The 22,848-nt window shown below is 56.2% G+C and carries 20 protein-coding genes; 8 read left to right on the plus strand and 12 right to left on the minus strand.

All coding sequences use genetic code 11. The features are described 5' to 3' along the window. Window positions 1-430 (minus strand): hypothetical protein (locus Q363_RS23065; RefSeq protein WP_035355341.1); only part of this gene is annotated, 430 nt, incomplete at its 3' end. Beyond that, window positions 427-1,437 (minus strand): P-loop NTPase family protein, encoded by a 1,011-nt coding sequence (locus tag Q363_RS23070; protein WP_035355343.1) that lies wholly within the window; start codon window positions 1,435-1,437, stop codon window positions 427-429. The genes Q363_RS23070 and Q363_RS23065, both read right to left, overlap by 4 nt. Window positions 1,438-2,049: 612 nt before the next feature. On the opposite strand from Q363_RS23070, the gene Q363_RS23075 reads away from it, so the two are divergent. Then, window positions 2,050-3,717 (plus strand): glycosyltransferase family 39 protein, encoded by a 1,668-nt coding sequence (locus Q363_RS23075; RefSeq protein ID WP_084080665.1) that lies wholly within the window; start codon window positions 2,050-2,052, stop codon window positions 3,715-3,717. Between the two features lie 589 nt (window positions 3,718-4,306). Here the strand turns inward: Q363_RS23075 and Q363_RS23080 are convergent. Further along, a complete protein-coding gene (locus Q363_RS23080) occupies window positions 4,307-4,576 on the minus strand; it encodes an HNH endonuclease (RefSeq protein ID WP_157467402.1) in 270 nt (89 codons plus the stop codon). Between the two features lie 279 nt (window positions 4,577-4,855). Between Q363_RS23080 and Q363_RS23085 the strand changes: the two genes are divergently transcribed. From Q363_RS23085 to Q363_RS43045, 3 genes are all read left to right on the plus strand, one after another. Then, the gene (locus Q363_RS23085; RefSeq protein ID WP_157467404.1) at window positions 4,856-5,770 is read left to right on the plus strand and encodes a S1C family serine protease; all 915 of its coding nucleotides are present in this window, start codon (window positions 4,856-4,858) and stop codon (window positions 5,768-5,770) included. 126 nt (window positions 5,771-5,896) lie between these two features. Continuing rightward, window positions 5,897-6,139 (plus strand): hypothetical protein, encoded by a 243-nt coding sequence (locus tag Q363_RS23090; RefSeq protein ID WP_035355353.1) that lies wholly within the window; start codon window positions 5,897-5,899, stop codon window positions 6,137-6,139. An 11-nt stretch (window positions 6,140-6,150) separates the two neighbouring features. Then, window positions 6,151-6,459 (plus strand): response regulator transcription factor, encoded by a 309-nt coding sequence (locus tag Q363_RS43045; RefSeq protein WP_051979188.1) that lies wholly within the window; start codon window positions 6,151-6,153, stop codon window positions 6,457-6,459. A 475-nt stretch (window positions 6,460-6,934) separates the two neighbouring features. Here the strand turns inward: Q363_RS43045 and Q363_RS23100 are convergent, their stop codons facing one another. From Q363_RS23100 to Q363_RS23125, 6 genes are all read right to left on the minus strand, one after another. Beyond that, window positions 6,935-8,431: an FAD-dependent oxidoreductase gene (locus Q363_RS23100; protein ID WP_342667451.1), complete on the minus strand. Its 1,497-nt coding sequence runs from the start codon at window positions 8,429-8,431 to the stop codon at window positions 6,935-6,937. 145 nt (window positions 8,432-8,576) lie between these two features. After that, window positions 8,577-9,083 (minus strand): hypothetical protein, encoded by a 507-nt coding sequence (locus tag Q363_RS23105; RefSeq protein WP_035355392.1) that lies wholly within the window; start codon window positions 9,081-9,083, stop codon window positions 8,577-8,579. 5 nt (window positions 9,084-9,088) lie between these two features. Further along, complete coding sequence (locus Q363_RS23110) at window positions 9,089-12,727, minus strand: efflux RND transporter permease subunit (RefSeq protein WP_035355355.1); 3,639 nt, start codon at window positions 12,725-12,727, stop codon at window positions 9,089-9,091. Window positions 12,728-12,738: 11 nt separating this feature from the next. After that, window positions 12,739-13,941 (minus strand): efflux RND transporter periplasmic adaptor subunit, encoded by a 1,203-nt coding sequence (locus tag Q363_RS23115; protein WP_035355358.1) that lies wholly within the window; start codon window positions 13,939-13,941, stop codon window positions 12,739-12,741. Next, on the minus strand, window positions 13,941-14,930 hold the full coding sequence (locus Q363_RS23120; RefSeq protein WP_483782904.1) for a TolC family protein: 990 nt from the start codon (window positions 14,928-14,930) through the stop codon (window positions 13,941-13,943). Before Q363_RS23120 ends, Q363_RS23115 begins: the two co-directional genes overlap by 1 nt. A gap of 505 nt (window positions 14,931-15,435) precedes the next feature. Then, window positions 15,436-16,674 (minus strand): tetratricopeptide repeat protein, encoded by a 1,239-nt coding sequence (locus tag Q363_RS23125; protein WP_245632407.1) that lies wholly within the window; start codon window positions 16,672-16,674, stop codon window positions 15,436-15,438. 681 nt (window positions 16,675-17,355) lie between these two features. Here Q363_RS23125 and Q363_RS23130 point away from each other — a divergent pair. Continuing rightward, window positions 17,356-17,733, plus strand: a complete 378-nt coding sequence (locus Q363_RS23130) for a response regulator (RefSeq protein ID WP_035355367.1) — start codon at window positions 17,356-17,358, stop codon at window positions 17,731-17,733. Window positions 17,734-18,129: 396 nt separating this feature from the next. Here Q363_RS23130 and Q363_RS23135 read toward each other — a convergent pair whose 3' ends face one another. Beyond that, complete coding sequence (locus tag Q363_RS23135) at window positions 18,130-18,795, minus strand: siphovirus Gp157 family protein (RefSeq protein WP_035355370.1); 666 nt, start codon at window positions 18,793-18,795, stop codon at window positions 18,130-18,132. A gap of 75 nt (window positions 18,796-18,870) precedes the next feature. Then, window positions 18,871-19,014, minus strand: coding sequence for a hypothetical protein (locus tag Q363_RS40975; protein WP_157467407.1), 144 nt, complete (start codon window positions 19,012-19,014; stop codon window positions 18,871-18,873). Window positions 19,015-19,409: 395 nt separating this feature from the next. On the opposite strand from Q363_RS40975, the gene Q363_RS23140 reads away from it, so the two are divergent. Beyond that, window positions 19,410-19,835, plus strand: a complete 426-nt coding sequence (locus Q363_RS23140; RefSeq protein WP_035355372.1) for a hypothetical protein — start codon at window positions 19,410-19,412, stop codon at window positions 19,833-19,835. Between the two features lie 511 nt (window positions 19,836-20,346). Here the strand turns inward: Q363_RS23140 and Q363_RS42200 are convergent. Then, on the minus strand, window positions 20,347-20,676 hold the full coding sequence (locus Q363_RS42200; protein ID WP_035355378.1) for a hypothetical protein: 330 nt from the start codon (window positions 20,674-20,676) through the stop codon (window positions 20,347-20,349). A gap of 271 nt (window positions 20,677-20,947) precedes the next feature. Between Q363_RS42200 and Q363_RS42205 the strand changes: the two genes are divergently transcribed. Continuing rightward, entirely contained in the window at window positions 20,948-21,334 is a 387-nt protein-coding gene (locus Q363_RS42205; protein WP_169747093.1) for a metallopeptidase family protein, read from the plus strand. A gap of 750 nt (window positions 21,335-22,084) precedes the next feature. Then, window positions 22,085-22,456, plus strand: coding sequence for a DUF6438 domain-containing protein (locus Q363_RS40980; RefSeq protein WP_245632405.1), 372 nt, complete (start codon window positions 22,085-22,087; stop codon window positions 22,454-22,456). Window positions 22,457-22,848 lie beyond the last annotated feature (392 nt).

The following is a 22,848-nucleotide window of genomic DNA, read 5'->3' on the forward strand; positions in this document are numbered from 1 at the left end:
CTCCGAACTTTGCCCGAAGCTTTTCGACCGAGGGATAGTCCTCCTCCCTGAAAAGGCCGTTCAACTCGGGACGGACCTGTTCAATATAGGACGGGTAGACTTCCAAGAACTCCTCAACACTCTGTGAGAAGGCACGTTCAAACTCTCGCATCTGTGTGGTGAGCTCAAAGTAGAAGTGTGCGGGCAGCAGACGGTAGCCTTCATCGGACCACGGCAGGGTGATCTTGTAGAAGTGCTGGCGAATTTGTCCAGCAAAGGTCCGAAGCGCGTCAAGCTTCTCTGCACCGCGGAGGAGTTGTTTGTTGTAGCGCCCGGCGCCCGCATGCGCGCCGTGTCGGTCGGCGACGTCGCGGCTTACCTTCCGGTCGTGTTTTACCGCAGTCCAGATACTGATGTGGACTGCGGCCAGCATGGCTCGTTCGGTGATCATTGCAGGACCTCCGCATGTTCAACTCCGAAGCGAACGAACTCCGGGGTATGGGTGATGCCACGATTCCGCGCGGCCGCGTCGCGTATCGCCAGCACGCGCATCTCGGTTGGCATGCGGTCGAGATACTGCATGCCCTTGGCGATGGAGTGGTCACTGAGGACTCTTCCCAATGCAGTGGCAATCGCGATCTGAGCGGAAGGCTCCCCAGGGAGCGGTGCCGTATCCGGGTTTAACAGGATTTCATCGATGGACGGCAGATCACGAAACAGCCGCAGGAAGGCAACCAGTTCCGTGGTAGCTGCGGGCCCAACAGTACCCTCAAGCAGCTGCGCTTCGATCTCTGTGGCTCCCATGAAGAAGCCACTCTTCTGCCGGCGTGCGAAACCGCTCAAGACGTTCGAAGCCATCTCCCAGGAGCGGGGAGTAGGCCACGCATTCACATCCGTCGTGGCGTTGGCGTCATGCAGGAGTGCGGGCTTGAACCGCAGGAAGGCGACGATCTCCGGACGCAGGCCGGAACGAACCGCCCACTGGCACCAGTCTTCGAAGTCCGGCTCAAGGTTTAGGTGGACGAAGCGATTGCGCAGCGGTCGCGGCATGGAAAAGTGCACGCCACGTTCCGATGCCGGATTGCCTGCGGCGACCACGACCCAACCGTCAGGGAGGTGGTATTCACCGAGCTTGCGGTCGAGCACCAGCTGATAGCAGCCCGCCTGGGTCATCTGTGGTGCGGCAGTCAGCTCGTCGAGAAAGAGGATGCCCCTGCCGGAGGTAGGCAGAAATTTCGGGGGCACCCATTCCGCCTGGTCAGCGGAGATGCGCGGCAACCCGCGCAGATCGACCGGGTCAAGCTGAACCGCTCGAATGTCGAGAAACTGCCCGCCTAGATCAGAGGCTACCTGGGCAACGATTTGCGACTTGCCCACACCGCATGCGCCCCAGATGTACAAAGGAACACGTTCGGAAATGAGCGCGTGCAGCGCTTCAAGGAGCTCAGAGGGTTTCATGGATGTCCTTTAGGGAGTGACAGGTCAGGCGAGGTTGAGAATGAAGCGGAAACGGCGATGTGAACGACGATGGAGTCAGTGAACAGCTAGGCTGTTAATCCCAGGGATCGCTCTTTTGCATCATTCCGGAACAGATCGGCGTTTCCCAGGACTAAACTGATCGACAGGTCGTAAATTTCCACGGCGGTCGTTGATTTAGGGAATGAACGCCATTTGTTTTCCCACTTGACACGGCATTTCATTCGGTGCGGCCGCACTCACGACTAGAATGGCAGGCTGGAGGCATATGGGCATGGACCGTTCAGCCAGCAGATCTTTCTGGTGCGAACGAAATGTAGGGTACTGCGTTCTACTCCTCTGCGCTGTCGTAGTTCTGATTCTGCATTTCTGGTTCATGTCATCCAACTCGGCGACGATTGATGAGCTGGTGCACGTGGAATCGGGGTACCGCTATTGGCAATGCGGCGATTACGGGGTGAGTCCTGAGAATCCGCCCCTTGCGAAGCTTGTTGCGGCTTTTCCCGTGCGGCATTGGGAGCTCGGCGGTTTTGCGGGTCCTTGCGGATCGCAAGTAACGCCGTCGCGTGGTCCCGATTATGGGGTGGCAATCGGATGGCTGATGTCACCAAGCGGGCCTGCCCTTCTTTGGAAGGCGCGTACAGCAATGGCCTTATTCGCGCTTGCGTTGCTTGCCATTACCTTTTTTCTGCCGTGTCCTTTTTCGGTTATCGCGTGGCGACGGTCGCGGCGATTCTGCTGGCGTTTGAGCCGACTCTGATCGCCCATGGATCGCTGGCGACCAATGATGTCGCATTTGCCACGTGCATGTTGGCTGCGATTTGGGCTGCATACGAATTTGCTATCAAGCCGACGCCCCCGCGCATGCTATTCCTTGGGCTCGCCATGGGCCTGGCGCTCAATTCTAAATTCTTGGCGCTCAGTATCCCGTGGGTGGCCCTGATCGTCATCTTATTGCCGCAGTTGAGCGGCGGATTCGCGTGGCGCGAGCTGCTGTCCCGGTGCGGAGGGTGGATCAGCGCCTGTGTGGTGGCATGGGCTGTGATCTGGGCCACATACGGGTTTCGGTATACGGCTCTGCCACATGCAACAAAAGCAAGCTACGATTTTACCCAGATCTTCGCGTCAGCAGGTCTGGAAGACTCGTTCTGGCCGAAGTTTAGCTGGTTCCTGGCGAATCATCATCTGCTGCCGGAAGCTTACATCGCAGGGCTTGCCACGTTGAAGACGTTCGACGCGAGCGCAGCGTATTTTTTCGGCGATGTGTACCCGGAAGGAGTCTGGTATTACTATCCGGTCGCTCTTCTCATCAAGCTCACAATTCCTGTGCTCGTGCTGGCTCTTATAGCCGTAACGAGCCGGCCGCTGTGGCGCAGCAATCGATTGGCGATGCTGACGCTGGTTATCTCCGCCTTGGCTTGTTTGGCGACGGTGATGGCAGGTCGAGTGAACATGGGAGTTCGCCACGCTCTCCCCATCTATCCAGTGCTGGTGTTGCTCGCCGCGGCGGGATGCGTGGCGTTGTTGAGCCAGTCGCGTGTAGCCGCCGCGATTGGCATTGCGCTGGTTGGGTTTCACGTGCTGTCATCGCTGCACTCCGCCCCGCAGCAGCTCTCCTATGCGAATGAGCTGGCCGGCGGTCCAGCGCATCTCTATAGATACCTTGATGATTCGAATCTGGACTGGGGCCAGTCGGACGCCGCAATCGACAACTATGTCCGTTCGCATCCGGGCAACTGCGCGATAGCGTGGTTTGCTCCACATCGATCTAATCCACCGTGCCTCAGCTTGCCAAGCACACCGCAGGATTTATTCGGCAGTCAGGGCATACCTCCCCTGTTACCAGAAAGCTTTAGCGGCAGGATTATCCTGCAGCCGACTGCGGTGTTCTGGACAGATGCTTACCTTTCGCTCCTAAGACGTAAGCCAGATGAAACGTTTGCTAACGGCAGCGTTCTGGTTTACCACGGAACTTTCGATTTGCATACGCTTGCCGCCGTGCGGCGGATGAATCGGGGTATTTGGATGATGTTCTTCGCACACGATCCGGAACACGCGGCTGTGGAATTTTCCGCCGCTGAGGGAAACGTACCGACTATAAACCGGCCAGCTTACGAGAATCTCTATGGTACGGTCTTGATGCAATTGCATCGTCCTGCAGAGGCGAAACTGCACTTTCAGAGAGTGCTGGAACTCACTAAAGACCACCCGGGTTTCCGTCAGGATCGTGACAATGCCATGAAGGCTCTTAACAACATGTAGGAGAAATGCTGCGCATGCTAGCATCAGGCGCCCCAGCGATTTTCGAGTTAAGAGAACGCGCTCGTATTCGACGAAGTCATCTGTCCCTCGGGGGTCGGTATTTCGGAGAAGAAATCTCGCTGGATTAGGACCCCACAAGTCGACCACGCTTTACCGATCGGTTCCGTCTCCGGACTCCGGGCCTAGTACATTCGCCAATATCAGGCTTCGCATAGAGTGACTCCTGTAGTTAAGGTGATCGGCAACGGTGCCTGAACAGTGGTCAGTTTCCAGGGAGAGCCATCCGGATGACGATTTCGCCCGGCTGCGCATTTGGATAAAGACCGACGTTAGGTAGCCCTCGTGGCCGGCGATGGAGAAATGGTGTGTGAGACCCACCCGTTCGTCCGGAAGACGATGCCGGTTGGCAGCTGGCGGACCAGATAGATCTTCCTTCTGTGCTGCTTCTCCATTCGTAGCTGGACTCGCAACCTGAGGCATGGAAAACCTCCTTCCTGGGTTGTGCAATATGCGTGCCGAAGCACGGTTTGTATCCCAGGTTCAAAAGCTCGGTCAAATGGCACACGACAGAAACGGCGAACGACAATCTCTAATACTCTCTTGTGGATCCCTTTTCGCCGTTACACCAGAAGTGCACTGCCCGGATGTTCTCCGGATGGTCGTCTCTCCGCGACCCTCCCATTCCCCTTGGATCAATGTGGTCGGGCACGATGTCGTTGTAGTTGGTAAAGGCCACTTCACAGATCGCGCATTGCCGGTTCTGTTCGACAATCTTGCGGTTGAGCAACTTCCGCATCTCTGCTTTGGAGCGGAGCTCGCGGTATCCTCGCGGATGGTGCGGGTCTTCGATACGTTGCACTCCGAGCTTTCTGACTCTCGCTCCCCTCTGTACCGATTCGCGGCCACAGCAAGAAAGCGATCGATGAATCGGCCAATACTGATTGCGACGGAGTTTCATGGGTTACCCTCCAGTGTGTTTTTCAGGACAAAAGAAGGATGTTCGATTTCCTATGTACCTGCGAGCCGATCGCAATCTCCTTCGCTCCCTGAACAATTTCAGTTGTGCCCCTAGTCAATTGGCGGATGTGCGCGGCTTGTTGAACATGTCACGATAAATCCGAAGCGAGGGGTGAATGTCGTGACAACTGGAACGGAAAAGTCAGTATGGACGCAACTGTCGAGTTCTTTTGCGGATACGATCGCGGATCTTGAGAACAGCATCGTCGCGATTGACGGCGGAGGAAGGTCGACTACGAGCGGAGTGGTTTGGCGCCCGGACGTGATCGTAACGACGCACCACGGCCTTCCTCTTCGCGAGACCATCAAGATCATTCTCGCCGGAGAATCTCTCGGCTCACGGTTGATCGGGAGCGATGCGACAACCGACCTCGCCGTGCTGGGCATTGACTCGGATAAGTTGACGCCGGTTTCAAGTGCGAACGATCTCGTCATCCGCGCCGGAGAAGTTGTGCTGTCGATCGGGCGTTCCCGGTTGGGAGATATTTCTTCGAGTTGCGGAATCATCGCCCGCAGTGGCAGTGCCTGGCGAACCTGGCGTGGGGGAGCGATCGACCGTCTCATACGTCCGGACATCCGGCTTTACGTGGGTCAATCCGGCAGCGCACTTATCAATGAGCAGCGACAGGTGCTGGGCATCAATAGTCCGGCATTGGCCCGCTTGGCCGTTATTACTATTCCGGCGCAGACTATCAATCGGGTTGTCGATGCCATTCTTGAACTTGGTCATGTGCCTCGTCCATTTCTCGGCCTCGCCATGCAGCCGATTCCCATCCCCGAGCCCGCACAGGAGCTTTTTCCTGACGGGGGAGATGAAACGCTTCTGGTTACGCATGTTGAACCGAAGGCGCCTGCTGCCCTGGCGGGTGTGATGGTAGGAGACGTGATCGTCTCATTCAATGGGGAGCCTGTTCATGGTTTGCGCGAAATTCTGCATCGGCTTCGTGCTTCGAGCATCGGAGACACTATCTCCCTGACCGTCTTCCGCGGGGGCGCAAAGCTGGACCTGACCCTGAGCGTCGCAGATCGCGGCTGATTCCATCGATCGTGGCGAGCAGCGTGAGTAGAGGTAGACGTGATCACCCGGCCCAAACCCTTGCGAGTGTTGCCCTGCTTCGACTTAACTGTGTGGCCGCCTTCTGTCTCTGCTCTTCGATCTGCGGTGGAAGTCAATCTGCTCTCCGCTGCAGCGGCTTCAACTCTCGTCTATCGCGCGGTGAGCGATGAGCCGGATGCAATCCTAATCGCCACGGAAGACTTCGGAACCGTTGCAGACCAGAGCGACAGCGATCTGATCGAGGTGTTTTCCTCAACGTCGACTGTTCTGCTGAGCGGCCGAATCCACGCCGTTCTCAGGAAGCGAGCCGCAGCCTTTCATATTCGATCGTCCTTCCTCTGCAGGTGACTTCGGATCAATTGCTCGCCGCAATCCAGGCTACGGTGGCGGGCCTGGCAGTCACATTGGAGCCGTTCGGACAAACGGAAGATGCATATGCCGCCTCAAACACGAGGGCAGGTAGGCTTGCCGAACATGTGACGGCGCGAGAGACAATGGTCTTGCGCCTGATGGCACTTGGCCTGGGGAATAAAGAGATCGCTTCGCGGCTTGATATCTCCGAACACACAGCGAAGTTTCACGTCAGCTCGATCCTGGCAAAACTGGGCGCCGCCAGCCGGACGGAAGCCGTCAGCATCGGCATGACGCGTGGTCTGGTCGCGATTTAAGAAGCACAGCCCAAGGAACTGACGTTCAAGGCTCTGTGAATGCATCTCACCGACCGCTCAACAGCAGACTATTTCTCAACAACCGAGTTTCGCAGGACATCCCGTGGCTGCATGCAGCCGTCACTTAGCGAGTAGCCGGTTTTACGGCCACTTGCCCAAAACACAGATCGATCTGAATAGGTCGATGAGCGCATTGATCTGTTAGCAACAGTTGAAAAGAGAGGGTCACTTGTCAGGAATGGCGACTATTCGGCAACTTGCCTCGATCTCATTTGTCGATGAGTGAGTTGGTGATTTACCACTCGCCGAGAAGGCGCATCCGTTCGCAGAAGGAGATCGCATGCGAGATGGATAGTCAGAGCTATAGCTATGAACTTGATGGACTCGCTATTAAGCCAGCGAACCCCTTGACTGGTCTGAGTCGTGCAGCCATGAGCGACGATTGAAGCGCGACGGCGATCACTGTGGAAAACGGTCAGGCCATTAACGAGAGATATTGATGAACGAAAGCAACGGCCATGCTGCCTTCTCCTACGCTGCTGGAAACGCGCTTGATCGAGTTGTAGCGAATGTCACCTACACAGAAGAAGCCCGGAAGATTTGTTTCCAGCAGAAATGGAGCACGATCTGCCGCCCAACCTGGCTGGTCGCTCACCTCGCGCCCCGTGCGGACATAGCCGTTTTCGCGTTGGATTTGAGGTGGCAACCAATGGGTTACTGCATCGGCGCCGATCATGACAAACAGTGCATCTGCAGGCCGGCGAATGACCGGCTCCTCCTTCTTCCGGGTGTTTATTGCTTTCAAGCAATCCGTGCCGTCTGCAGAGACCACCTCAGTTTCCGTCTCCACCCGAATGCCCGGCACGAGAGCAATCTGATCGATCAAGTATTGCGACATGCTGCGCTTCAGATCTTCGCCGCGGACCAGCATGGTCACTGAACTCGCGTAATCTGCGAAGAACAGGGCAGCCTGGCCGGCAGAGTTGCCGCCGCCGATAAGAAAGACGCGCTTTCCTGCCACGGTTGGGGCCTCCGTACGTGCAGCCCCATACAAGACTCCACGTCCGATGAAGCGATCGACGCCGTCCGCCTCGAGTCTGCGCCAATCAACTCCGGTCGCCAGGATTACGGTCTTTGTGTCAACCCTATCGCCACCATCGAGCCCAATCGTATATGCGCCGCTCGGTTGCGGAATGATCTCTCGGACCTCTCGGGTAAGAACCACTTCGGCTCCAAAATTAACCGCCTGCCGGAACGCGCGTTGACTGAGGTCGTCTCCTGAGATGCCATTGGGGAAGCCGAGGTAATTCTCGATTCGAGAAGATGTGCCAGCCTGACCGCCAGGAGCCTTGCGCTCCACCAACAAAACACTGAGCCCTTCTGAGGCTCCGTAGACGGCAGCCGCCAGTCCCGCTGGGCCGCCGCCAATAATAACCACGTCATAGCTTTGGTGATGGGGAGCCGTTTGGAATCCGAGCGCTTCAGCTACCTTGCGAACCGTAGGAGGATGGCTGACGCAAAACGAGCCATCCACGACAATGGATAGTCCCGCAACATCGCAAGCTGCGTTAGGTGAAGCCAGTTGTGCGCTTCGATCGCGGTCGACCCACTCATAAGGGATTCGATTCATACTCAGGAAGGTGCGAATCTCCCGGCAGTCGTCATCAAATTTCGATCCGACAATCTGCACGCGGCTGGAGGGAAGATTCAGCATGTACTTCTGCACGACTTGTACCCGCTCGTTAAGGGTCTGTAAGATCACCGCGCTGAACTCGGGCGAGCGTCGAATCACTTCCTGGAGGTATTGAGGATCGAGCCGTGCCAAGTGGCAAGCTGTTTTCGCGCGGACGGAGGCGGGAGCCGCAGTTGCCATGAGAATGGCCAATTCGCCAAAGAAATCGCCCCGGTTGTGCTCTGAGACTTCAGTTTGACGCCCCATTACGTCTTTGAGCACTTCCGTGGTTCCTTCCATCACTACAAAAAAGGGGTGGGCTCTCCTTCGTGAATGAGATACTCACCCGGTTCCAGATGAAGATCGGCAGCTTGCTGCGAGAGCCACATGAGGTTCGCGTCGTTCAAGCAGGCAAAGATTGGTATCTTCTTCAACTCCGAGGATGTCAGCATGGCGACTGGTGTCCTTCTTTCTGTGCGGGTAGCACGGGTCCAGGGCCAAGGTTTTCAGTATGGGACGGCATATGATGCACTGAAGCAACAAGAGCGACGAACTCCGGAAATGATTCAAATTCAGTTTTCAAATGTTCCCACTCACGCACAAATAAGGGACTGCGGAACCTCCGCTCAGCGGAACGGAGCATCAACTCCCACATTCGTTTTGGTATGCGGCGTTCGCAAAATAGAAGATGGGTTAATGAAACCAGAGTGCAGAATCGCAACATCGAGATGGTTAAATCGTCCGTCCGTTCAGGAAGCTCTGTACCAACTGGCACACTCAGCCAGAATGCCGCCGAAGAGTTCTTCAACAGTTCGTCATACTGGGCAGACATTGCCAGGAAGATCTGCGTCTTCACCTGCACACGGTGATTTAAGACCGCGACAACCACACCGAGACCTCCCATCAGAAGTGATAACAATGTCGCGTATTGGATGGCGTGTCCAAAGTTCATAGTGGTCACCCAGGTATCCCGGACTTTAGAGGCATCGCTGAGGGTCTCTCCGGAGCAGCAGAACCAGGCTGCTCTTCTTGTTCCCAACGGATCAATTTCAGATCCAGCACGACGAAGGAATAGAGAACGGGAACGAGCCCAAGCGTCACGAAAGTGGCGATCGTCAGTCCCCCAATCTGCGCATAGCAAAGAGGCTCCCAAAGCGGGCCGCCGTGTGCAGCCAACGGAAACAGCGCAATCACTGTGGCCGCCACCGTGATCATCACTGGCCGCAAACGAAGGATGCCGGCATCGATCAGTGCCAACTCCAATTCCTCGCCCTCTTCTCGTCGCTCCTCGATAAATTCAAACAGCACAATGATGTGGCTCACAATTACACCGATGAGGCTGATGATCCCAAGGAATGCCATGAATCCAAAGGGCTGGCCCATAATGGCGAGTGAAAAGATTGCACCGACAACGCCGTACGGAATGGCAGCAAAGACGATGAGGGGTTTGAACGCATGCTTGAACTGCGCAAGCAGAGCCAAATAAATGGCGCAAACGCAAATCAGCAGCACCGTAGTAAGATCACCAAAGCCGCTGACCTGCTCTTTTTGCTCGCCGGCGAAGCGGAATATAAACCCGTCGGGAAGCTGCTTCTGGAATGCCTCCAGCTTTGGCATAGCCGCTGCGATTACCTCCGAGGGTAAATGCCCCTGCGTAGGCCAGCACTGCACGGTAATGGTCCGGTACTGATCGAAGCGTCGGATTTTAGGCGTTACCGGACTCAGGACAGTCGTCGCCACCTGATCGAGAGGCACTGGAGGGGTGTCTTGCCGCGAGAAGACGTATAAACTGCGCAGATCAGAGAGTTGGGACCGCTCCTCCATCCGCATGCGTCCAACAATCGGAACCTGCTTGTTGCCATCTCTCAAAACTCCAGCCGTAATGCCATGAAGAGCCGCACCGACGGAATCGGAAACATCTGCGTTTGTAACGTGCGCCAGGTTTGCCCGGTCCGCATCGACGTGCACCACTTCTCTCGCACTCGGCTCGCCCCAATCGTCTCGAACTCTGGCGGCGATGGGGATGTCTCGAAAGATTTGCTTCAGCTGCTCGGCTTCCGCTCTGAGACGTGGCAGATCTTCGCCGGAAATTCTGACCTGAACCGGAATTCCAACCGGCTTGCCCGTTTCGAGATTCCGCGTATCAATGATTGCTCCAGGAATTTGCCTGTCCAATTCCGGCTGCAAAAGGGCAAGCAGAGGGGTCGTATCATGATTATCTTTCGTTCGCAGAATCACCTGAGCATAGTTGGTTTGCCTGTCCTCGGGTGTGGCGCTGCTCCAGAAGCGCGGACCGCCGCCGCCCACAAAAGTCGTCATCGAGACCAAAACATCCTTCGGATGTCCGTGCTCCGGATGGCTTCTACCATACTCTTCAGCTACCCGGCGGGTAACGGATTCCACCTGCTGAGCAACCGCACTGGTCGCGCTCGCCGGAGTGTCTTCAGGCAGCCACACGTCGATGTAAGAAAAGTATTGAAGATCCTTTGGAAAGAATTGCGGTTTCAGCTTGGAAAAGACGACGACGCCCGATATCAGCAGGACAAGCGAGCCTGCCAGGCACAGCTTCCTGTGTTCAATGGCCTTCTTCGCGGTTCGGAAATACCAGCCCGTGAACCCGCGCTGCCGCCTCTCCGCGATAGGAGTTTCGCTCCTGGCTTCCAACAGAAACGAACTGATGAGCGGCACAAAGGTCATCGAGACGAGCAGGGCTGCCAGCAGCGAACAACTAATGACGATAGGCAGACTGTACAGAAATTTCCCTGTATCTCCAGGCAACAGCAGAAATGGAAGATACGAGACGATATTCGTGACAGTGGCATACGCCATCGTCTTGAATAGCTTTGTCGGTCCCAGCCACGCGGCGACCGACCGTGGCTGGCCGGCGCCCAGTTCCCGAACAATTGCGTCGCCGGACACCACCGGTACATCGACCAATAGCCCCAGCGCGATGATCAGCGAAGCGATAGAGACCTGTTGCAGGTCGATCCCGAGCGTGCTGATGACCCCAAACGTAATCGCGAGCGTAATCGGAATCGACACCGCAATCAGAATGGCCGTCCGCCAGCTCCAGAAGCCAATCAAAGCCACGACGACCACCAGCACCAGCGCCTCGATCAAGCTGTGGCTGAAGAGCTCAATGCTGTCATGTACCTGCAGGGGCTGGTCCGAGGTTCTGGCCAGGACCAGATCGGCCGGCAATGTTTTCCTGACGCTCGCCAGATTGGCATCCACCTGCTTTCCAAAAGAACCGATCTGTTCTCCCTTCTTCATCTGGACCGAGAGCGTAATCGCGCGCGTCGTGATCCATCTACCGTTTTCGTCGCGGCGCGTGTACCGGTTCAGGAACGAAGGGGGATTCTCATATCCCCTGTCGATGTCCACGAGATCCCGCAGGTAAAGCGGCGTTCCGTTCAGTGACGTGCCTATCACTACATTCCGCAGATCGTCGATGCTCTTGAACTCGCCTGTGGTGCTGACGCTGACCGTCCGTCCGCGCGCATTAAGCGCTTGACCGCTCTCCGGTAGATTCCGGGCCGCGAGGATGCTGGAAAGATCCGCCGGCCTTAGCTTGTATTGCGCCAGGCGCTCCTGCGAGAAATTCAGAAATACGTTCTCGTCCAGTACCCCGGAACGTTCCGCCTTCGCCACGATAGACAGCGTGTTGAGGCTCCGCTGAAGGGTATCGGTAAAGTCGTCCAGGTCGCGATAAGTATACTTATCACCGGCCACGGCCTGAAGCGCCGCGGTGGTGTTTGCAAGTTCGTCGATGATCGCAGGTTTCCATGCATCGGGATGAAGTTCGTCGGTTTGCAGGTTCTGATTTGCGAACTTCCTCAAGGCCGACTGCAGATCAGGAGTGCTGAGGTTCGTCGCCAGGTCCACCCCTGTGAACCCCGCTCCCGAAAACGCTCGCACATCGGAACAGAGATGCTGATCTGCCATGTCCTGGGCCACCCAGGACAGCTTCTGTTCTACTTCGGCACTGTCGATGGATTTCGGAAAAACGACCACGATCGAACGCCGGGGCTGAGTTTGCGAAGCCAGACCACTCCGAACCTGCCGGATCTGTGCCTCAACCTGCTTGCTCACCCAGGCAACCTGGGCTGGATCGGCCGGCGGACTTGCTACTGTGAGCATCAATGCAGATGTATCCCCGAAGTCCTTGATGTACAAAATCGGACCGGCACCCTGCGGAAGATCGTGGATGGCGTCCAGCCTGATCTTGACGTCGTCCAGTTCCTTGTCCCTGTCGTACTTTCCCTTTTCTGCCAGCTCGAATTGAACCATCGCCGAACCAGTTCTGGAGGCGCTCTTGATCTCCGTCACCCACTGATTCAAAGCAAGAGCCTGCTCGATCTTCCTGGTCACCAGTTGCTCTACCTGTTCGGCCGATGTTCCCTGCCATGGCACGATAATCATCGCTTGGCGTACAGGAATGTCCGGGTCTTTCCGTTGCGGCATCTTCAATAGTCCGTAGAATCCCCAGAGGAGCGCAACCGCGAGCGAGACCCAGGCGATGTGTCGCTGTTCGAGGAAGAAGCGGGCTAGATTCTGTTTCTTGTCCGTGGACTGCTCATTCTGTGCGTGTGTCATTGCTGCGTCTCCTAGTTGACCATCCGGATCAGGCTTCCGTTGCTTAGCTGGTTAGTACGGTTGACGACGATTCGTTCGCCGGGCGTAAGGCCTTCGTCGATGACGACCGACTTGCCGAAGGTTTCACCAATCCTCACACTCTTCAATTGCGCAAACTGTTTTCCATCGCGCTCCGTTACAGTGAAGACCGAATAGTTATTCGAACCTGATTCCGCGGTCATCAAGGCGGTCAGTGGTACTACAGGCACAGTTTGCGTATTCGCTTGCTTTATACGGACGCGTGCGATCATGCCCACCTTGAGCGAGCGATCCCGGTTCGGGAGAGTAACCTCGATGTTGAAAACCCGTGACTCACGGTTGGCGGAGGCGGAGATTCCCGTAATTTGCCCTGTGAAGCTCCGCCCCTGCAAGGCATCAAGTTGCACAGGCACCGGTGCTCCTAGCTTGAGGTGTGCCAGCATGCTGTCGGGAACTCCGAAGTTCACCTTCACGACGCGCGTATCGTCGAGCGTGAATGCCCTTGTCCCTGCAGCAACCAGGCTGCCCGGTTCCACACTCTTTTCGACGATGACTCCAGGCATGGGAGCGTTCAGGCTTGTATCGCCAAGATTGATCCGCGCGTAGACAGCCTGCGCCGATGCAGCGCTCAACTGCCCGCGGCGCGCCTCGATCTGACGCACGGCGGCTTCCACAGTGGCGGTCGCTGAGGTGTGCTGATTCACCGCCGCATCGTAATCCGGGCGAGTCATTGCTTTGGCGGCATAGAGCGCTTGTGCACGCTCAAAATCAAGATCCGCCTTTGCCTGGTCGGCCTTTGCTCGGTTGAGTTCCGCTTGCGAAACATCAAGCGTACCCTGCGCTGAGCGCTGCTGGCCGACCGCGGAGTTGAGCGAGGCTTCATAATCGGAGCTGCGCAGTCGGGCCAGTGTGGCGCCGGCAGGTATTTCGTCGCCTACCTGCACATCACGCATCCGACCATCGACGCCCTTCACTCGATACAGAGCGGCGATATAACCGGGCTCCTTGAAGGCCAGTTGAACCTCAGTGTCCGGACGAATCTCGCCGGAGTAAGTCCAACTGGGCTGGACCTGCTGCGTAGCCACGATCTCCGCCACAACGGGAGCCGGCTCTGGACCCGCCTTCTGCTTTTTTGTCCCGCAGCCGGCGAGAGCGGAAAGCACAGCTAAACTTAAAATTCCGAAATATACACGCATTACTCTTCTCCAATCGCCTTTTTCAAATCGGCTCTTGCCTTCCAGAAAGCAGTGAGAGCCTGTTCCTGCTGGCTGTCCGCGGATGCCAGATCCGACTGTGCTTGATACAAATCTCTGCTTAATGCCGCTTCGCACTTCACCTTCTCCTGCAACTCTTTGAGCTTCTGCCGGGCCGCACTTTCGCTTGCATCGCTGAGGGTCAGTTGCCGGCGGGTGTTCTCCAATTGCCGGCGCGCATTTCTCACCTCCAGAAGAACGGCTCGTTCCGTAGCGCCGACGCCAACCTTGGCCTGCTCTTCCTTGGTTCGCTTTTCGTCGTATTCATGGTGCTTGCGTCCCCAGTCCCACGGTTCCCACCGAAGCGAAAGGCCCACTGTCCCGACGTTGCTTGGAAAAACATTCTCGAAATTCGCTGTTGTGTAGTAACTGAATGCCAGGCTCACGTCGGGGATATATTCCGCCTTCTTCGCCCGCGCGTCGTATCTGGCTTGCTGCACCTGAAGCTTTGCCTTCTTCACATCTGGCCGGTTTTGAAGAGCGCGGGCTTCCATGGCTTCGGGTGTGGCGAGATCGGTATCTGCATCGCCGATCGCCGCAACCCGAAACTGCGTGTGTACGTCCTGGCCCATCAGATCGTTCAATCTTTCGCTCGCCGACGCGACCCTGTCGCTCGCATCGCTGATGGCATTCTGTATCTTCAAAAGCTGCGCATCGGCGTTCAGCAAATCCGATTCGAGAATCGTCTCTTTACCGCGGTTCACTAATGCCAGACGATGCGATTCCCGGTAGTAAGGGAGTGACGCCTGAAGGCTATCCAAAGCGCTCTGTGCCTCGACAACCGCGTAGTAAGCACGTCGAACCTGGTCGACCACCTCCAGACGCGTTTTCACCTGGTCCTGGCGCGTACCTTCCAGGCCCAGCGCAAGAGCCTTCAATTGCAAATGCAGCTGGTACTGCGTCGAAAGCGGCTGGGCAATCAGGACATTCACTATGCCTACGGGTTTTCGCGGAATCTCGACCTTCTGATTCGTCGCCGGAATCGGCCCGGTCGCGCTGTATACCCCAAGCGAGCCTGCCGGGTAAGTAACCGATGGCTTCGTAACCAGTTGGGCGCCCAGCGCAGTGACCTGCGTATTCGCAAATCGTCTCGTTCGATTCGCAGCCAGATCATCGGCGGCCCGGAGGGTCTCGAGGCTGGCGGTCTTCAGACTGCTGTTGTTCGCAACAGCTTGTTCAACCGCCTGTTCGAGAGTCAATTCAGGGAGGTGTGACTGTTGTCCCGCCGCCTGTTCAACCGTGGGCGGGGGGGATAGAGGTGCGAGATTCTGGCCTCGCGCCAGCAAAGTCAGCGTCCCCAGGGTGAAGGCCAAACAGGTTGTTCGAGTGCGTCGTTTCATGAGGCAATGGTGCCTCGAACGCGGAAGCGGGGGGAGTAATGCCTCGTAAGCCTTACGTAAGCCCTACGTAAGCTAACGGCACTGCTTGCGACACCTGTCAGTGCGACAAGCTCATCCTTTTCAGTAACTTCGCAAACCTGCGGTCAGAGCGTAGAGGATAAAAAAACGGCTCGACCGCCAGCAGATTCACAAAGTTTGTCTTGTGGTTGACTGCTTCGTCCAGGCATTGGAATGCGAGATCGAAGTCTCCCATCCCGATTGCAGCGAAGCCTTCTGCCAACGGAGTGACGTATTGTCGGGCTGCGAGTTGGTGAAGCCTTTCGATACATTCCCCGGTTCGCGAGAGGCTGCCTTCCTTGGCATGGGCTGCGGCAAGCAGCCCGATATTCAATGGTGAAACAGACGGCGAGAGACACTGTATGACCGCATCGTAATTTTGCTGCTGGAAGTGCAGGAGTCCTTCATACAATCCCGCTTCAGGATAGTCGCGATCCAGTTCAAAAGACTGCCGGAGATGCTCTGCGGCTGATGGATAGTTTCCTTTTACGTAATGAAGATAAGCCATACGCGCGCAGTCGCTGGCAGAAAGCGGGTCCAGTTCAGTCGAGCGACGAAGTCCTGTCTCTGCCGCCTTGAAGTCCCCCTGGCACAACAAAGCCATGGCACGAAACATGTGAGCCCGCGCGTGACTGGGTTGTAGTCTTAGAGCCCGGTCGTAGATCCCGTCCGCTTCATCCCAACGATACTCAAACCAGGCACGAAGGCCGCCGAGCACCGTGCACGTCTCTCCGGATTCCGGAGCGAGCGCATAGCCGCGCTCCGCGTTCGCCTTCACTTCGGGATACACCTCACGGCCCGACACGGCCCCGAAAAGGGCAAGAAGACCGTTCGCTGCAGCCATGTCACTGTAAGCGAGAGCGTAGTCGGGATAAACCTTAACCAGCTTTCGTAGCTGCCCCAGTGCAGCTTGCAGTGCTTCAGGCGACTGCTGATGAATCAGGAAGCGAGCTTGTAAGTACGCCGTATACGCGTCAAGGTTAGGAGCGGAAGACTGAACTGCCCCCTGCACTCCCGGCATATGAAGCCGGAGTAAGTCCGCAACAGATTGTGCGATCTCTTCCTGAATTGCAAACACATCTTTGAGTTCACGGCGGAACGTCTCCGACCATAAGTGATGACCCGATTCGGTCTGAATCGCCTGGGCAGTGATCCTCAGCTGTTCGCCGGCTTTCCTAACGCTTCCTTCGATGACAAGATTCGCGCCGAGACGCTGCCCTACTTCCCGTATATCGATGCTGGCACCCTTGAAGTGAAAGGCCGATGTCCGCGCAATCACGTTCAAACCGGATACCCGCGTAAGCGAGTTCGTGATCTCTTCACTGATCCCGTCGCAAAAAAAGTCCTGCTCCGGCTCCGGACTCATGTTCACGAACGGCAACACGGCAACGCATATACGGCCCGGTGGCGGAGCTGCGCCAATCTCTTCGCGATGCTTTGCTGGCTGGGCGTCAAGCCATCGGAAGACCGGGACATAACTGCCCGGCCGCAATCCAATCAGAACCGGATCAACCGTACCCTGCCCTTCCTCGTAATAGGCCTTCAATTTTGCTCTGAGGCGGCGAGCCTCGACCCGAACAATTGCGTCGATGTTCGGATCGTACTCAGAGGTGCGGTCGAACACCTCCATTGCAATCGAGAACTCCTTGAGGCTGTCAATATCTGCTTCGATTGTCCGGTTCACGATGTGGGTCAGAAATCGGCAGAGCCGAACAGACGAAACAAACCCGGAGCTAGTCACTATACGCGCCAATTGGTCGCGAACCGCTGTCGCCGGCACAGGGTCGGCTGCAGAGTTGGCGAGAGATTTTTCGGATGATGAGGGCAGAGTTGGCATTTGGTTACCCCCACATCATTTTAGGCTCCCGAAGCTTCGCCGTGTTACGGCCGGCTTACGGCAGCTTACGGCCAGTCGGAGGCCACCCGGCATAAGGTGGAATCCAGCAGCGTTGGAGAATCGATGCAGACCGACAGACGAGCAGGAACAGTAATTTTCGTGTCCAACAGGAGCCCGGAAGCCACCATCGCGCAGGACATCGAAGCGCGCGGACTGGTTGTGCAGTGGGCGCGCAGCATCAGAGCGGCAGTCGATTTGCTCAACTCGGCGCGCGAGAAGACCGTGATCGTCACGGAACTCGCCGTGGCTGATGGCAATTGGAGAGATCTCGTCGAACGGATGAGGGGTATTGATATCTGTGTGCCGATTGTACTCACGACTTCTTTCAGTACGGCGGAACTCTGGTGGGACGCGCTCGAATGCGGCGTCGTCGACATTCTGCCCGGGTATCTCATTGCTTCGCGCTTGTGTCAGCTTTTGGAAACGCCAGGCGCATCATGAAAAAAAATCGGGCAGAATTTGCGAACTTCGGTTGAGTTTGGATTGCGCGTTTGGATAAGCCTCTTCGCCGCAGCAGACGAGCTCTTGCACAGTATCGGGGCAGCAGGCTTCTCGGTATTGGGATCCTGATGACCAATTGACTTATCGGTCGCAAGAGCTCTTGGTTCGGGCGCTAATCACTCCAGAAACAGTTCGGTGACCGAGCGCCGTGAATAGGAAGCGCTGCGCTCACCGGAAAACGAGAGACCATACAGGTTAGGTACCGGGAGACGCCCTTCTCGGCACTTGGACGAGAAGTCGCCTTCTCGGACAAGTGCCTTTCCGCCGTCGACTGGCGATATAGCCCACAGGTTATCTCGCCAGTCTTCTGTAGGTGAATCTGTGATTGACCTCCCACTATTCGATTCGCAGATGGTACCCGCGTTTGACCGAAGCTCCCTCGACCACGCCACCGTTGGCAATGTGTTGCTTGATGGCACTATTCGAGGGCTCGCTAGATTTGACGGCGGCTGCGAGCGGTTCTGCCAGCGTCTTGGGCAATGCATCCATAACGTCGAGCCAGAGGGGACCATCTATCTTTGCCTCGAAGCGGCGTAGGTCATCAGGGATGCTGTCGGGCTGAGTGATCACCACATTGTCCTGGGAGTTCTTATTCCGCTTCAACGTGAACTCATGGCTCTCGATCTTCTTGAGATCGTGGCTGGCAAGATAGTAGAGAACCATGGATTCGGTTTGTTCGATCTTGTTCTGCGCCCTCTTGGCACGAGCGGCGTATCTTGCCGACTCCTTCTTGCAGTATTCGGCACGTGTCTCCATGACCCTGAGAAACCTGCCGATCCGATCGATCTTTACATCCATGGCCTGACAGAACAATTGGAAGCGCTCCATTGTTTCGGCGCTCGCCTCGCCCTGCTCTTCGATCTCATCCTGAATCTGATCGAGCAGCGCATCCAGCTCACTGTCTAGCTCAAGCAGAGAATGATCCGCGGCAACCAGAGTGGGAGACGACATCGCACTAGTTGTCCCTTGAAACGGAATCAGAGGTGTAGCCTTGCTGGCCATAGGGTCTCCTATTTGTCATTGAAAGCTCTAAGCATGTGAGCCTCCGGACCCACCCGCAGGCTCACATGCAATGGTTTAGGCGAACAGCAGCATCTGCTCTCCCTCCACGTGGCCGGTGGGCCAAAGCGTGGAAGGCTTCTGTTGCCTCGTCGGATCGGACTCGACGAGATGCAGCGCAGGTGACGATGCTGTGACCGGCTCCAGCGGCAGAAGAAGCAACGATGGATCGTCCTCTTCCCGTGGTGCTCGACCAACTCACGCGCCATAGCGCTCATCATGTCGTCGTCGTTCTCGAGAGAGTGAATGCCTTCGCCCGATGGGACGAAGGATGCGATTCTGTGGGTGGTGTCGACGAAGGAGTGGAACGAGGCGCACATGGACAGGCCCGCAGTGCTGCATGCGTACGATGCGAGGGACATTACGCGTGAGCTGTACAACAGTGAACAGAAGAGCGAATGCTCTCATACTGGCAGCGGAAATCGCATGCCTGCAAAGTCGGGATTTCGGCAAGTTCAACCATCGAAGTTGCCGATAACCCGACGTTTCGGCGGAGCTATGAGCTTCTGCGTCCTTGGGTGTTTTGACGGCCCACCGATCACTGGTAAAAAGGATGGATGCCGACAGATGCTCATCTGTACAAGATTCGCGATAAGCACCGATTTCTAATCGCTGCTATGCGGGAGCTAGCCGGAACCGCACGCATCTCGTTTGAGGGCGATCTGAGTGCTACAGCAGTGGCTCATCTAGCAGGAGCGTCCGCAGATGAAACGGAAATCCTCAAGAGAAACACGCTATGGCCAAAACAGGACTTCGTCGTCCTGCCGCTCGAGACCGACCTTGTGGAAGCAATCATTGCAGCGGTAGGAGGCACGGTACCCGGGGGCATACTCCATATCCAAATCGAGAAAGGCAATCGTCTCGAACTTGGCCTCTACGATAACTGCGCACCAAAGGCGTCGTTCTTTGGACCGTCACTGACGCCGAGCTTCTTTGCGAACTTGCAAGGCGATGGGATTATCTCGCAATGGACGGAAGGCTGACGCCCGAAAAGTCGGGTTTTCGGCAACTTCCAAAACCGTTTTAAGGGAACAATGCCTCATCGTTTTTGCATGAGTTCCGAGCGGCAGGACTGACACTTCAGGCAGTCTTCGCGGACGCAGCCTTCGCTGGACCAGCCTTCTTCGCCTTCGCCCAACGCTTTTTCTGTGCAGCTGCGATACGTGCCTTGGCCTCAGCACTGAGAGGCTTCCTTGTCCGCTTGACAATAGGCGAAGCGGCTTTCGCAGGACGGCCTACTTTTCTGGATGTGGAGGCACTGGTCAGGAGCGCCTTTGCCTGTTGAAGAGCGGCAATCTGAGCATCTATTTGGCTGAGGATTGTTGTTAGATCCATGTGGAAAAGACTAACAGGCTCGTGTCTAAGCTCAAATCTAAGCTCAAACGGATTCGCGCGAGAATGCAAGTTCCTCGAAAGTCTCGTTTTGAGCAAGTTCACTCGGCCAGTGGGGTTCGGCGCGTCGAACTTGCCGAAATCTCCGTTCCGGGAACCAATCTACATCGCTAGGAATGCTGACAGCAGCGAGCCGTACCATCTGACTAAGATCAGATGTTTATCGTGTGGGAAACCAACTGAGGCGAGACCGAACTGCTTGCCATCTTCCCGCATGACGATCTTGTAGCCATCGGCAGCGTCCTCTTGCCCGACGAGCCAGACACTCAAGGTTTGGTCCTTCACGCGACCATCTACGACTGTTCGGAAGGTCAGCGGGATTATTTGGGGTGAGATGATCGCTTGCTCTAACTTTATGCGGTGGGCATTTGTGACCGAGAGGTTCTCGGCGCTTTGCGCACGCACCAACGCCCGAACTTCGTCAAATGTCATGAGACCCTGCCTGCTCGATATGCACCAGCTTCGATTCTCCGCGAAAGGCAGCATTCCCGCAAAGTCCGGTTTTTCGGCAACTATGCTGAAAAAGGTCGTCGGCCCTAGCAGACGACTTTCGAACTTTCCTGCATGCCGAAGGTTCGCAAAGGAAGTTTTTGAGCATTTGATTCTTGGTGCAATGGCGATCTTGCAACAGCTATCGCCCGGAGAGCGCTCACCCGCCGGGTGCCCACGTCTCGCCGCTTGTCCTGGTGGTAAAGTTGGCCTCATGGCCGACACCACAAATCCCAAAAGCTTTGAGGAGATTGTAGAGTGGGCATACACCACCCTGCCCCAGAAGATCAGGGACCTGCCAGATTTCCCAGGCATACAACTGGTTGACGAGCCTCCAGCGGACGTGTTGGAGGACATATCGAACAGAAAGAAATGGCGTCGTGGAACTGAGTTATTGGGATTGTACAGCGGCACACTTAGGACGAAACGGTCATTCACCCAGGTGAAGTATGCCCCCGACTTGATATTTGTTTTTCGCGGCCCCATTCTGCGGTGTTCAAAAGGAGATTTGCGGGCCGAAGTGAAACGGGTGGTGTGGCATGAGGTTGCACACTGGCTTGGCTACGAAACCGAGGAGCAAGTGAAGGCCTTGGGTTTATGAGCCTCCACTCACTGAAGTGATGGAAGGCACTGTTTCCCGAGAGTCGCTTTACCACTGCAACTTCTGTGACGATTAGCCTGCTGAGATCGGCTTTGGATTGGCACCAGATCGGCAAGTTTCGCGGAGTTGGCTTTCCTCGAAGACGTTCGAAGTTGCCGATAACCCCGTTTCGGAGGAACTTGGATACATTGTTCAGCAGGCGGTGTCTATAGAGCCATGCATATTCAGCATGTTGTGACCCAACGCGTCACCTTTCGGACGAACCGGGCTGGCGTTTTAGGCTTGTTCCTGCTGCTCTGGCTTACCGCCTGCCATAATGCTCCACCGGCTGGCCAGATCCCGGCAGTCGTCGTAGATGAATCCACGGTTCGTGACCACCGCGTTGGCCCACCGGGTCCTCTTCGCCTTTCTGATACTCAGTGGGGCCAACTTAACGGCGAGCCATGTGGGGGCAATCACTTTCTTGCGTACGAGCTAACCATTTCTGCCTCTGGAATGGTGGAGTCCGCCACCCTGCTGCCGTACACCGGCTCCTGTAACTTCGTGCCTCACTCCCCTAATCCGCCTCCCGTTGTCATGGCACGCCTGAAGCAGGCGGAGGATCTGATCCGAGCGCAACGCTTTGTCCCGTGGGAAATCGACGGCCATCCAGCACGCGTCCTAGTCCGCACATCCCTTGCGTTGGCGCCACCCGAACGCTTCGGCCCCCCACGGCCCTTTCCCGCCCTCACAGACGTGCCAGATTTCAGTATGACCCTCGCACGTCGGGGCTGCGAGGGTCGTTGTCCGGTCTACTCCGTTACTGTAGCGGGAGACGGCACGGTGACGTACAAGGGATTTGCTTATGTTGCGGTTCAGGGTTCTCAACGAGACCACATCTCAACACTAGCTTCGATGGAGCTGCTAGACCGATTTCGGCAAGCGAACTTCCTTGCTGCGTTGCCCAGTTATTCTGGCGCATACGACGGGGGATACAACGTCCTAACCTTGCAGATGGGCGAAAAACGCTATGAAGTTGTTGACGAGAGTGGTTTGGAAGTCGGTTTGCCAGACGCCATTTTCAATCTAGAAGAAGCTATGGATAAGTCGACCCAGAGTGCTCGCTGGGTCAAGGGCAAATAGGCCGTAACTTACCCATGCGACTCCGAGCACCCGTAAAGTTCAGCTTTCCAGAAACTTCATTTTGCAAGAACGACTATTTTAGGGTTCTGGAGTCTTGCCGAGTGCCGAGTAGCTAGAAGACGGCTTGTTGTTGCTGTTGAGGTATTGTGTGCGGACACACGAAGGGATTTGCTCCCGCTGAACGGGGCATTTCCATGTGATCTCGGTGCTGTGGTCTTCCTTCAGGCAGTTGGTACGAGTTGCATTCCGTGTTTATGAGCTTTGCGCTGCAGGAGGACAAGTTCGCGCTGTTCGCTTCGACGGTTGAACTCCTCGATGCCTTGATCTACCCATCTCTGTCCTTTCGTAACGAGTCGATAGTAAAGGCAGGCCAAAACGCGCGCCATGGCTTT

Source organism: Edaphobacter aggregans DSM 19364 (genome assembly GCF_000745965.1).
Classification (GTDB): domain Bacteria; phylum Acidobacteriota; class Terriglobia; order Terriglobales; family Acidobacteriaceae; genus Edaphobacter; species Edaphobacter aggregans.